This window comes from Gilvimarinus sp. 2_MG-2023, from assembly GCF_030547685.1.
Lineage (GTDB): Bacteria > Pseudomonadota > Gammaproteobacteria > Pseudomonadales > Cellvibrionaceae > Gilvimarinus.
Map to the genome: position 1 here is coordinate 187,304 of NZ_JAUOQM010000044.1, position 12,333 is coordinate 199,636.

Sequence of the window (12,333 nt, forward strand, 5' to 3'; positions counted from 1 at the left end):
CTAACAGCCGTTTAAATATCGAGATCGTCGCGCAGTGCCTGCATTCGACGCTGGTTCTCTTCGCGCGACAGGGGCGTCTCTATGGACTCTGGTAGTGCCGGGGCATCGGGTAGGGGGAGAGAGACACCGTTAATCACTTGCTCGCACAGGCGCTTGTAGTGGCCGGCAAACACCGGATAGGCGGTGCGCTCTGTTGAACTGGCCAAAAAGTACCAATCGCTAGCTTTACCGGCGTGATAAACGGCCGGGTGGCTCCAGCGCTGGGCCGCTTTGGGGGACGGGGCATGGCAGGCTTCTATATAGGCCGCATGGGGGTCTTTTAGCCCGTGCTTGCTTAAATCTCCCTGACAGGCGGTCAGCATACGGTGCAAGGTTGGCAAGTAATCGGAGCTTTCGATCACCTCGCGGGCGCCGCGCCGGATGGTGTCTGGCTCAAATCTCACCAGAGATTCCAGCCACAGCTTTTTAATCTGCGCCAATACCGAGGAGTCACTATAGGCCTTGTAATACTGATTGTGGTAATTGATCCGGAATAGGGCAAACACCTCATTGAGTGCATCAATGTGGCCATCGCTCGCCTTGTGGGTCGGCTCAGCTTGCCCAGCTGCGGTCTGTGAGGTCTTGGATAAGGCTTCGATCTCGCGTTGCGCTTGCTCCAGCAGGTGATTGCTGTTGGCCATGTTGGTTACCTTGCTCTGCCGTATTGGTGAGCGCGTGCTGTCGCGCCCAGTGGTATTTTACATGCTGTAAAAACTTTGTGTTCCAGGAGGGGTAAACCCGGTTGCTTTCCCGCCAAAATAGCACAAATTCCGGCACCTGACTGTGGGCGAATTCCAGGTCAATATTGGCCAGTGCCAATACATCGAATACATCGGCGCTGGGTTGCCAGTTTTCCGGAATGCGTTTGGGCTCTGTGTCGTGCTCTATGGCACTGGTAAAGCGCGCCCACTGGCGTTTGACGTGTTGGCTAAATTTGGTGTTCCAGGTGCGACCCACCTCGCCGCGCTCCTGCCAATAGAGCACAAATTCAGGAATGGCGTCCTCAACGAAGGTTAGGTTGATACCCGAGTGGCGCACTAATAGCTCTAGTGCATCGCGCGAGGGGCGCCAGTCGCTGGTCATGGGGGTGTCTTGGTCGCGCTGAAAGAGGCCGGTTTCGTGCTCGCGCCAGCGTCGCACCACCTGCTTGAGGAATTTATTGCCCCAGGCATGATGAGGTTCGCCGCGCTCGCGCCAGTAAGAGACAAACTCTGGCACCTGCTGGCGGATAAAATAATCGGGGATATTATACTGGCCGAGCTGGGCCATCAGTTCCGTGTCGGGTTGCCACTGGGGAGCTATTTGGTTGCTTTGGCGGCTCGGAGGAGGTGCTACCGGAGGTGTTGCCACCTTAGGTTCAGTGGCGGCCATAACCCCGGCGCTGAAGTGCCAAGCGAGATTCTGACTCTGTAAGTAGGGCGCGCTGGCGATGCTAATAATGCCTTTCTCTTGGAGGTTTTTGCTGATGCGTTGAATATCGGCATCGGACCAAAAAGGCAGGCGCTTTTGTACTTGGGCGCGGTTCAGAGCGAGTGGTGAACTCGTCTGATAGGCCGCCGCCTCGCTCAGCACTGCCAGCATAATCGACTCCTCAAGGCCGATCGTGGCGGCCAGAGAGGGCGAAATAAGCAGCGGTTGTTCGGGGATAAGAGATGATTCCATAGCGCGCACTTTACCTTGAACCCGGCCTGGATTGTAGTGGCTTAACGATTTTCCAGCCGGTTAAAATCCAAAAGCCCTGCCCGCTGGGGCTGATGCTGGTGATAGGCTTGGTGAATCGCATCGCTGATTTGCCAAAAATTGGGATCGGCGCGGTTGACACCAAAACGCTGGCGCAACTTCTGGTAGTCGGCCTCAGTATTCAGACTGACGATTTGTTGAGCAAATTCGTCCCAGCTGCTTTCATCCAGCATCCAAAAGGTGTTGGGGTAGGCGCCCACTACACCGCCGGTGATAACCAGCTTATCTTCGTCTGGCAGTCTGCGTTTAGACTCTTGAAACAGTGATGATAAGTTGCTGTGGGCACTGGTGCGCAACAGGCTAAAAACTCCCTTTTTCGGTACCCAAATCAAGCTGGACTCTGGCATCAGACTGGCCGCTTTGCCGTGAATGGATTGCAGCTTGGTAAAGGGTTCTTGCAATGTATCCGGCCAGCCCAGCTGCTGTACATAAGGACTAGAGGCAAAGCTGGGGGCAAGCCGGCTTTGCAGTGTAGTAAATAGCTCGGCCAGAGGGGCATCGGTTTGATAGTCAATGATATTCAGCGGTGGCAATCGATCGAGGTAGTGCTCCAGGTAATCCTCTATTTCATCCTCCGCCCCACGATACCAGTGGTGGATGTGCTGATCTTGCACGCCTTTCGGCAGCAGGGCGACCAGATTCATTTCCCCTTCGATACGCAAAAAATCCATATAGAGACGGCTGAGTAACTGATGCGATACATTGCCGTAAACATCAAAACCTGCCACTAATAAGTAATGAATGCGCTCTAGTAAAGAGTAATCGATAACCCAGCCAGTTTTCGGGTGTGGACCAATTAGGCCCCGCGTGACCGAGGCGCTGTCATTGTGGCGGAAAATCGTCAGGGCGGCATTATCGTTGGTGCCGCCCCCGTTCCAGATGATCGATAAGTTTAGCGATGGTTGTTGGGCGAGTTGCTGATTTAGGTATTTGGCCCGAGCTTCTAAATAGGCTTTTTGTCGGTTGGCGTACTCGAGCCAGTAGGTAACCGGCATAAAAGTGCTGCCTACCTCAGCGGGAAGTGCTAAATGGTCAATATTTTCTTGCAGAAATTGCGCATCATCACGCATGTCGAGTTGATCGGGGTCAATAAAAAACACCCAGAAATGATCGCGAATAACGTTCAGCGCCACCTGGCCACGACACACCGGCCCTTTAATGAAATTCATAATCGAGAATTCGGCTTCGTCCAATAAAAAGCGGTAGCGCGAGTCTACGGGTAACTGGGCGAAGCTGAGAAAAGGGTTGGACGCCACCTTAGTCGCATAGCCTGGCAGTTTACGGACGTTATACTCAGCTTGATAAAACCACTGCTGCCAGTTTTCCATCCGCTTATTGTTTAAAGCGTAGGGCATACGGGTTTTGGCTAATGTGGTACTGGGGTCATGCCAGAGTCGGTAATACACTCGCGGCGCCTTGGGGTCATCAAAGGGGCGGCGAGTACTAATACGGTCTATTGGTTGGCCTGGTGGCGTGTGGGAGCGCACCAACTTAAACGCTTGCCCGGGTGCCTGCTCAAACCATAAGCTGGCTAAAAATAAGTGCTCGTATAGGTAGCGGTTGACCAGCTGGGATTTCAGGCTGTCGCCATTGAAAAATGTTTCCCACCGCTCAATCTCAGCAGCTAACGCAGGGCTTGAGTGGAGTGTCATGGAGGCGGCGATACCGCCGGTCTGTAACCAGTTGATCAGAGTTTGATGTTCGTTTTCGGTGAGTGCGGGCAAGCCGTAGGGCATGCCCCACAAGGGGTAGTTTTCCCGGTAATTGGCAAACTCTTCCGGTTGGGGACACTGTTGGTCGCGTTTAATCGAAAAGTCAAAGCTCTCGGGTAGCGGGTATTGGGCGGGCAGCGGGTGTTGCTGTTTAAGGTGTAGTAATTGCTCCATAACGCCTGGGCTTTTAGGCTGGCCGGGGTCGCCGTCAACGACTGAGAAAAAATCTTTTTCTCGCCACTCGCTGGTGCTATGGGCGTCTTCAAATAAGCGAGACATGTGGGCACTGAGCAGGCGGGTGCCGTCGTAAACCTTGTCTTTATGGGCGCCGCGCAGAACGCCGGCGGTGGCATCCATTTTTAGCTGGCAGGGGGCATCGTAGCAGCCGTGGCATACCGTACAGCGCGTCTCAAGGATAGGCCTTACGGAGGCTTCATAATACTCTGCTTGCTCGGCTGTCGCGCTGTTTTCCTGAGTAGCATTGAATTGGTGATGGACCGTAAAAACAGTGCAACCGGCCATTAACAAAAGGAGGAGGGTAAAAAAATAGATTTTAGGCATTTACAACGTCTCGGGAACAATGCCAAATAGGATATCACAGGCCGCTGCGGCGGCCGTATTGGTTCTTACCCATAGGAGATCTTATGCAACCCCCTCCGGCCAATAAACTTGCCGACCCGAAAGCTCATTTGACCGTGCGCAATGCGACCTTAGCGGATGTCGATGCCATTGTGGCGTTATCCAAGCGGGTGTATGAGCCCGTTGATATGGAAGCTTACGCCCCCTCGGCGGTGGTAGGGCAGATCAATAATTTTCCCCAAGGACAAATTGTGGTCATGGTAGGGGAGGTCTTGGTGGGGTACTGCGCGACTTTCCGTATTGCCGGTAAGTATGCTTTGCGACCCCATAACTGGGTGGAAATCACCGGTAATGGTTACGCTTCGCGCCACGATATCAATGGCGATTGGTTGTACGGTATGGAAGTGTGCGTTGATGACGAGTACCGCGGGTACCGTATTGGTCAGCGGTTGTACAACGAGCGCAAAAAACTTTGCCAATCGCTAGGTCTTAAGGGCGTGGTGTTTGCCGGGCGTATGCCCAACTTAGCCCGGCGTATTAAAAAGTTCAAAACCGTAGAGAACTATGTCGACCAAGTGATTCATAAAAAAGCCAAAGACCCGGTGCTGTCGTTCCAGTTTCGTAACGGGTTCGAGATGATTGGAATTCTGAGAGATTACCTCGATGAAGATAAACAATCACTGGGTTGCGCGGTGCACATGAAGTGGGAGAACCCCACCGTACCGGGTGCGGACGATAAGCCGGGTAAACAGTACGGTGTTAGCATGCCCGAGACCGTGCGTGTGGCAACCGTGCAGTATATGCAGCGCAAAATTTCGTCGTTTGGGGAATTTGTAAAATACATCGAATACTTTGTCGATGTGGTGGCTGATTACAAAAGTGATTTTGTCGTTTTCCCGGAGTTAATAACGTTACAGTTGTTGTCGATTGAAGACCAGGAATTGTCACCATTTGAATCTATTGAGGCGCTCACCAAATACACGCCGCGCTTAAAAGAAGCGTTTCGCAATATGGCGTTGCACTATAACGTGAATATAATTGCCGGTTCTCATCCTACGCGTATGGAAAATGGCCGTATCGAAAATATTGCCTATGTGTTCTTACGCGATGGCCGTATGTTCGAGCAACCTAAAATTCACCCCACGCCCAACGAGGTCTATTGGTGGGATATTGAAGGAGGCAGCACTTTGCGCGCTATCGATACCGACTGCGGCCCCATTGGCGTGCTGATTTGTTACGACTCCGAATTCCCCGAGTTGGCGCGCCACTTGGCGGATCAGGGCATACAAATATTGTTTGTCCCTTTTTGTACCGATGAGCGTCAAAGTTATTTGCGCGTTCGTTACTCGTGCCAAGCGCGAGCGGTGGAAAACCAGTTTTACGTGGTTATGTCGGGCAATGTGGGAAATTTACCGAATGTGGCCAATATGGATATTCAGTACGCACAAAGCTGTATTTTAACGCCCTGCGATTTTGGTTTTGCCCGCGACGGTATCGCCGCCGATACTGATCCCAATGTCGAGACAGTGGCCTTTGCTGACTTGCGCCCCGAGACGTTACTAAAAGCGCGCAATAGTGGCACGGTACAAAACTTAAAAGATCGCCGGCACGATTTGTATCGCATGATCTGGAAAGGCGACCGGGTAAAACCGATTAAAAATAACGATGCCTAAACCACCCGGCCGAACGCTAGGGTGCTGTATGCAAAAAATACTGAGCGAGACTTGACGCAGGTTGAGCTCAGCGCAAAATTTATCGCATTCAGCAGTCGGATGTACGCTCTGTCAGCTCAATTTGGCTTGAGCGGAAATGCAGGTCTCTCTGCGGGAAAGGTATTTCGATACCGGCCTCACGCAGCGCATCATCAATGGCCCACAAGTAATCTGATGTCACTTGACTGGGGCGCTTAACCGCATCGGGGTTAACCCACACTCCCAGAGAAAAGTTCAAGCTACTGTCGCCAAACCCTGTCATCCATACTAGGGGTTTGTGTCGGTCGTCATCTAAGGTATAGCTGATTTTATTCACCGCCTGGAGTACGGCGTCTTTCACTTTTTGTTTGTCTGAACCGTAGGCTACTCCAAAGGGAATGCGAAAGCGGCGCACGTCTTCCTCTAGTGTCCAGTTGATGACTCGGCCGCTGATAAACTCTGAACTGGGCACTAAAATATCAATGTTGTCATTGGTGCGGATCAAGGTGGAGCGCAAGCGAATGGCTTTTACCTCCCCCATCAGGCCGGAATCTAGCTCAAGAAAATCCCCAACTTTGATGGATTTTTCCAGCAAAATAATAATGCCCGAGACAAAGTTATTGACGATAGACTGTAAGCCCAGGCCGATACCAATACCCAGTGCACCACCGATAATCACCAGTTTGTCGAGCTGTAGCCCCAGTACCGACAGTGCGCCAATAAAGCCTAATACAATCAAAAAGTAATAGACGATTTTATTGATTGTGTATATTTGGTGACTGACCGTGGGGTGACGATAGAGTGCCAAACGGTTGATGGCGCGACTGACCAGTTTAGCCACAATAAAAGTTGCGGCAATAACCACCAGTGATGCACAGAGCGCGCCAGTGGTTAAGTTGTATTCCCCTACTTTTATCAGGGTTATATTAAGCCAGTCGAACAAGTTTAAACCTCAACGGGTGTATCGGGGTGGTTGCCCCATTCAGACCAGGAGCCGTGGTAACCCTTAATATCAAAGCCTAGTGACTTACCGACTAGGTAGGTGAAGCCCGAGCGGTGATGGCTCTGGCAGTGGGTGACAATGGTTTTGTCGCCAGTGATGCCCTTAGCGGCTAAATATTCCCGTGCATCGGGGCGAATACGCAGGCCGTTTTGGCGGTCCATTAATTCGGTCCACTCGGCATTGATTGCGCCCGGAATATGACCGGCTTTTTGTGTCATCACTTTTTGGCCGTTGTACTCGGCTGGGCTGCGTGCATCCCATACTTGGATGCTGTCGTTTTCTAATCCAGCCAAAATGTCGGGTATTTCGATCAAATGTTCGGGGTTGATCTCAACATCCGCCGCTTGGCTTTTGGGGTCTGCCACTTCAGCGGTGACTGGGTATTCCTCGCCTAGCCAGGCGTGTAGGCCACCATTCAGGTAGCTGTAGTGGGGGTGGCCAATGGTATCCAGTGTCCAAATAAAACGCCCGGCCCAGCCGCCGCCTTCATCGTCGTAGACAACGATATGGGTATCGGCGGTAAGGCCTAAATAGGTAAACAGCCGTGACAGTTGTTCCACCGCTGCGATTCGACCCGGTGCTGGTGGGTGGTTGCACAGCAACATTTGTGGCGGTACATGCACAGCTCCGGCGATATGGCCCCGGCGATAATTGCTCTCGGAGCTTAAATCGACAATCAGTGGCGCCTCGGGGCTGTCCAGCAGTGGCAGCAAGTCGGAGGGCTCAATAATAAGCGGTAGCTTAGGCATAACTCATCCTTTAAAACATAGGGCCATGGCCGTTATCGATTGGGGTGCATATCCGCCAAAATGCGGCGGTAACCATCCAGTCGGCCGGCAGAAATTTCACCGTCTTCTAGCGCTTGTAAGATAGCACAGCCAGGCTCGTGAGAATGTGAGCAGTCACGGAATTTACAGCTCCCTATAAACGGGCGGAATTCTTTAAAGCCTGCCAGTACATCCTCGGGTTCAATATGCCACAGGCCAAATTCGCGGATGCCCGGTGAGTCAATCAGGCGGCCGCCGCTGGGGATGTGGTAGAGCCTGGCGTTGGTGGTGGTGTGGGTACCGGTTTGCCGTTCGCTCAAGCTCCCCACCCGAATGTTGGCCTTGGGCAGCAGTGCATTGACCAGGGAAGATTTGCCCACTCCCGACTGACCCACAAAAACACAGGTAAAATGCGACAAATAGTCGCGCAAGGGCTCTAGGCCGTGATCTTGCGTGGCCGAGGCGAGAATCACCGTGTAACCGAGCGAGGTGTAGAGCGCCTCGATGCTGGCCACCTTGTCGCGCTGCTGATCATCAATTAAATCAACTTTGTTGATTACCAGCGCCGGCTCGATACCGATGGCCTCGGCCGCGACTAGGTAGCGGTCGATCAAATTGAAATGGGGCTCGGGATAGGGGGCGACGACAATCACAATACGGTCAATGTTGGCCGCCACGGCTTTCATGTCCCCGTAAGGGTCGGGGCGCATCAGAGTCGTGGCGCGCTGACTGCGGGCCACGACCACGCCAAACGGGTTGCCATCGCGCCAAATTACCTGATCTCCGGTTACCAGCCCACCTAAATTACTGCGGAAATGACAGCGCTTAGCGAGGCCGGTTTGCGGGTCCTCCACCATTACCTGGGTGCCGTAGTGAGTGATAATTAACCCATCTTGCTCGGGGCCCAGGTCGCTCTCATTCAGTTTTTGGTCGGCTTTTTCATCGCGCCGCTCGGCTCGCTTTTCGCGCTCTTTCTGAATTTTTTCGATGCGCCAGCTCTGGCGGCGTGTCAGCTTGCGTTTGCTCAAGGGCAGTTCCCGGTCAGCGGTGTTAAGATAGGGTCATAAAAGATTTATCCCATTGTAAAGGAAAAACGTCTTATGAGCTCAAGCGTGAACGCCGATAATTTAATCTGGATTGATTTAGAGATGACCGGGCTGGACACCGATAGCGACGTTATCATCGAAATCGCCACCATCGTCACCGATGCCCACCTCAATATTCTGGCCGAAGGGCCGGTATACGCCATCAAACAGCCCGACAGCGTGCTGGAAGCTATGGACGAGTGGAACACCAACCAGCACGGCAAATCCGGCTTGACCCAGCGGGTGAAAGACTCCAGCATCACTCTCGCCCAGGCCGAGGCCGACACCATCGCCTTTTTAGAGCAGTGGGTACCCGCCGGTAAATCGCCCATCTGCGGCAACTCCATCTGCCAAGACCGCCGCTTTTTAGCTCGCGGCATGCCCGCGCTTGAGCGCTACTTCCACTACCGTAACCTGGACGTGAGCACCCTAAAAGAACTCGCCCGCCGCTGGAAACCCGAAGCCTTAGAAGGCTTTAAAAAATCAGGCGCACACCTAGCCATGGATGACATTAAAGACTCGATTGCGGAACTGGAGCACTACCGTGAGACATTTATTGACTTAGCCTAGTCAGTAGACTCACCTAAAAAGATGGGCTTTAGCTGCCCTTTCACGCGGCCTTAATTTACTTAACTACAAGACGAGCAGTAATGCCAAATTTATTTGCAAACTTAGAGTGTTTAACCTTAGAAAACCCCAATGCCGGCGATAGTGACGCCTGCGTTATTTGGCTACATGGTCTGGGGGCCAGCTGTAATGATTTCGCCAATTTATTACCCGAGTTGCAATTAGACGAAAACGCGCGTATTCGGTTTATCTTCCCCCAGGCGCCCACTATGCCCGTGACGGTTAATAGCGGTTATGAAATGCCCGCCTGGTATGATTTGCTGAGTTTGGACGTCAACCGAAAATTTAACGCTGAGCACTTATCACAAGCGAGCGCTGCGATTGCAGATATTATTGAGCGGCAAATAGCGGCGGGCATTGACAGTACACGTATTTTAATCGCCGGATTTTCTCAAGGTGGAGCAGTGGCCTACGATGTGGCGCTTAACAGTACAAAGCCGCTGGCGGGTTTAATGGCGCTCTCCACCTATTTTGCCACGAGCGCTACCTGCCACTTTGCCGGGCAAAATCAGCGTTTGCCAATCTCGGTGCAGCATGGATCAAACGATGAGGTGGTTGTACCTGAACTAGCCGCTCAGGCGGAGGCCGTTCTCACGGCCCAAGGTTATCAATTCGACTCACATCGCTACCCTATGGCTCATGAGGTTTGCCGTGAGCAAACTGCCGATATTAGCGATTTTATTAACCGCTGTTTACCGGCTCAGACTTAACGGTACTGTGGGTGTCGGCCAAGTGTTTAGGACTTGGTTTGTTGCCGAGCTCGGACGTTGGCCAGCAGCGCTTTCAGTTCGGCTTCGGCCCAGATTTTGGCTTCGGCTTCGCTACTAAAACCATCTTGGGCTTTAGAGACGACGGTTTTGCGGGCGGTGGCGCGGCGGGTAAGTTCGGCGCGCCATGCGCCATTGTTCTCAATGACGCGAAAGTCATATTTCTTGCCGTTGCTCATAAAGGTTCCTGTTGGTAGCGTGTTTGTGTGGATACGCACTGGCTTTGTGGTCAGTAGTACGCGCATTATGCACGCATTCAGTAGATTCGCAATGCTCACAGCTTAAGAGGTTGTAGATATTGCGCATTTCGGCTCGGGGGTCGATAATGTCGCGCTTTAGCCCCGTCTGAGAGATTATTATGTCATTCCCTTCCTGCCCCAAATGTAATTCTGAGTTCGTGTATCAAGACCAAGCATTGTTAATTTGCCCAGAGTGCGCGTATGAGTGGTCGGCGAACGGCGAAGAAGCCGAAGAAGAGATTTTTGTTCGCGACTCTAATGGTAATAAACTGTTGGAGGGCGATAACGCGACTTTGGCCAAAGACCTTAAAGTTAAAGGTACCTCGGATGTACTGAAGGTGGGCACTAAGGTCACAATCAAGCGCATTGTCGACGGCGATCACAATATCGACTGCAAGCTTGCTAAAGGCGGCGATATGATGCTTAAAAGTGAGTTTGTGAAAAAGGCTTAGAATCAATGGTTCAGCAAGTAGAGCATCGCACCGAAGGTGGATAAAAAAAACGGGGAGCCTTGGCTCCCCGTTTTTTTTATTGTGCTGTTGCTGCCTGTTGTTTTTGAATATCATCAAAAATATGGCTGAGTCCGGTCGTGGCGGTCTCGCCCGGTTGGTAACCGTGACAGGTAAAGCAATTGAGCACGCCATTGGTTGAGGTTGATATTTTCCCGCCATCTATGCTCAGAGAGCCTTGGAAGGTTGTCTCCATTACAGGGTTGGCTAATTGCATGGAGCCGCGTTGGTTATCGGTGGTAGAGGCTTGGCTCGGGTCGCTGACCCATAGCGCCCCAATATTAAAGTATTGAGCCAATACCTGCATGGATTGTGGGGTGTTGACTCCAGCAAGAAGATCGCGGACTTGATGATTGAGAGCAGTTACATCCGCAAGGTTTTCCCCAGCTTTATGATCACCCTTTGCGGTACCCTCTGGGAATACACGGCAAATTTCCGAGGCTGCACCGCTCAATGAGCTTGCCGGGCTGGCTTTGTTAAACGCACAACTCTCAAGACAGCTGGCGGTGGGGTTGTTGAGGCAGCTCTCGCATTGCGAGGATGTAAAAGACCACCCTCCTTGTGGCGCTTGGGCTGGGCTCTGGCAGTTGGGGGCATTGTTGCGGTGCTCAAAACTGGCCCATACCAGCTCGTGATGTTCCGCTGTGCCTCGCACCAGGTGCATACCAATTAAACCGAGGGTTTCACCAACCGGGGCGCCTTGTTCGGGTATGACGTCGGCTTCAATCCAAAAGTAATCGGACTTTTCAGCATCACTAATCACTCGCCAAGCAAGTTTTAGTTCCGTGGTGTCATCGGGCAAATCACCTTGGGCAGGTGCCGTACATAGGCTGCGGCTAAAAGCGATACTGTAGAAAACGACATTGCCGTCCTGGTCGTAAATAGTGGCACCTCCACCGGCTTGGCCGATACGTTCAGGCAGTGTAAACGCCGTATCACTGGCCTCATCTTTTACTGTGCGCACAAAAAATACTGGTTCTGTTGCACTACTAGCACAAGAGTTGCCATCGATCTCCAGTACTGGGTATTCACTGGTAACTTGGAAGTTGCGCAGTGATGGGTCGGTTTGTGACGGTGACATTAGGTAAAAAAACCACTGCCAAGAGAATTGATAAAACTGGCAAAAATTAGAGCCGCCGCCTGGAATTTCATTGGGCGGATTAGGGTTAGTGATCCAGTTGATGTCGGCTTTGCAGACGGAGGTCGCTACAGAGCTGGTGGATGATGTTAAAGGGGCCGCTTGCATTGTGGTGTCGGGGGAATCGTTCTGGTTACAAGCGCTAAGAGTTAAAACAAAAATAAGTGCCGTGATTATTCGGGTGAGTGTCATGCCTAAACCTCCAATTGTTTAGTGCTTTGCCTGAAAAGGTTGTTGCCGCGTGGTTTATGTTGGTATTGCGGCGGGCGTAATCCGGTAGTGGATCTGGCGTTAGCCAATGCGTATTGTAAGAGGCGAGTATGGCAATGCCTAGCGAAGAGCTAGATCGAAAGTGAATGACGGGTGGCTGTACCATTAAAAACGGGGAGCACATGGCTCCCCGTTTTTAATCATCGCTGTTCAGCGTTCAGCGTTCA

At 52.1% G+C, this 12,333-nt stretch carries 12 protein-coding genes; 4 read left to right on the plus strand and 8 right to left on the minus strand.

The annotated features are described in order from the left end of the window. Window positions 1-11: 11 nt before the first annotated feature. The 3 genes from Q4526_RS10205 to Q4526_RS10215 are packed head-to-tail and all read right to left on the minus strand — an operon-like array spanning window position 12 to window position 4,052. Window positions 12-680 carry a hypothetical protein gene (locus tag Q4526_RS10205; RefSeq protein ID WP_215976972.1) on the minus strand — a complete coding sequence of 223 codons (669 nt, stop codon included), beginning with the start codon at window positions 678-680 and terminating at the stop codon, window positions 12-14. Beyond that, complete coding sequence (locus tag Q4526_RS10210) at window positions 592-1,701, minus strand: DnaT-like ssDNA-binding domain-containing protein (RefSeq protein ID WP_215976973.1); 1,110 nt, start codon at window positions 1,699-1,701, stop codon at window positions 592-594. The genes Q4526_RS10205 and Q4526_RS10210 overlap by 89 nt, the downstream gene beginning before the upstream one ends. 41 nt (window positions 1,702-1,742) lie before the next feature. Continuing rightward, complete coding sequence (locus Q4526_RS10215; RefSeq protein ID WP_215976974.1) at window positions 1,743-4,052, minus strand: fatty acid cis/trans isomerase; 2,310 nt, start codon at window positions 4,050-4,052, stop codon at window positions 1,743-1,745. A gap of 83 nt (window positions 4,053-4,135) precedes the next feature. Between Q4526_RS10215 and Q4526_RS10220 the strand changes: the two genes are divergently transcribed. Beyond that, window positions 4,136-5,743 carry a bifunctional GNAT family N-acetyltransferase/carbon-nitrogen hydrolase family protein gene (locus Q4526_RS10220; protein ID WP_215976975.1) on the plus strand — a complete coding sequence of 536 codons (1,608 nt, stop codon included), beginning with the start codon at window positions 4,136-4,138 and terminating at the stop codon, window positions 5,741-5,743. 88 nt (window positions 5,744-5,831) lie between these two features. On the opposite strand, the gene Q4526_RS10225 is transcribed toward Q4526_RS10220, so the two are convergent. From Q4526_RS10225 to rsgA, 3 genes are read right to left on the minus strand one after another with little or no spacing between them, the layout of a single operon-like run. Further along, on the minus strand, window positions 5,832-6,704 hold the full coding sequence (locus Q4526_RS10225; protein ID WP_215976976.1) for a mechanosensitive ion channel family protein: 873 nt from the start codon (window positions 6,702-6,704) through the stop codon (window positions 5,832-5,834). 2 nt (window positions 6,705-6,706) lie between these two features. Beyond that, window positions 6,707-7,513 (minus strand): sulfurtransferase, encoded by an 807-nt coding sequence (locus Q4526_RS10230; RefSeq protein ID WP_215976977.1) that lies wholly within the window; start codon window positions 7,511-7,513, stop codon window positions 6,707-6,709. Window positions 7,514-7,545: 32 nt separating this feature from the next. Then, window positions 7,546-8,559, minus strand: coding sequence for a small ribosomal subunit biogenesis GTPase RsgA (rsgA, locus tag Q4526_RS10235; RefSeq protein WP_215976978.1), 1,014 nt, complete (start codon window positions 8,557-8,559; stop codon window positions 7,546-7,548). 72 nt (window positions 8,560-8,631) lie between these two features. Between rsgA and orn the strand changes: the two genes are divergently transcribed. Both orn and Q4526_RS10245 read left to right on the plus strand, forming a co-directional pair. Further along, window positions 8,632-9,186, plus strand: coding sequence for an oligoribonuclease (orn, locus tag Q4526_RS10240; RefSeq protein WP_215976979.1), 555 nt, complete (start codon window positions 8,632-8,634; stop codon window positions 9,184-9,186). Window positions 9,187-9,266: 80 nt separating this feature from the next. Continuing rightward, the gene (locus tag Q4526_RS10245) at window positions 9,267-9,953 is read left to right on the plus strand and encodes an alpha/beta hydrolase (protein WP_215976980.1); all 687 of its coding nucleotides are present in this window, start codon (window positions 9,267-9,269) and stop codon (window positions 9,951-9,953) included. A 26-nt stretch (window positions 9,954-9,979) separates the two neighbouring features. Here the strand turns inward: Q4526_RS10245 and Q4526_RS10250 are convergent, their stop codons facing one another. Beyond that, entirely contained in the window at window positions 9,980-10,189 is a 210-nt protein-coding gene (locus Q4526_RS10250) for a DUF3622 domain-containing protein (protein ID WP_215976981.1), read from the minus strand. Window positions 10,190-10,365: 176 nt separating this feature from the next. On the opposite strand from Q4526_RS10250, the gene Q4526_RS10255 reads away from it, so the two are divergent. Then, the gene (locus Q4526_RS10255) at window positions 10,366-10,701 is read left to right on the plus strand and encodes a zinc ribbon domain-containing protein YjdM (protein ID WP_215977115.1); all 336 of its coding nucleotides are present in this window, start codon (window positions 10,366-10,368) and stop codon (window positions 10,699-10,701) included. A 76-nt stretch (window positions 10,702-10,777) separates the two neighbouring features. On the opposite strand, the gene Q4526_RS10260 is transcribed toward Q4526_RS10255, so the two are convergent. Beyond that, a complete protein-coding gene (locus tag Q4526_RS10260; RefSeq protein ID WP_215976982.1) occupies window positions 10,778-12,088 on the minus strand; it encodes a hypothetical protein in 1,311 nt (436 codons plus the stop codon). Window positions 12,089-12,333 lie beyond the last annotated feature (245 nt).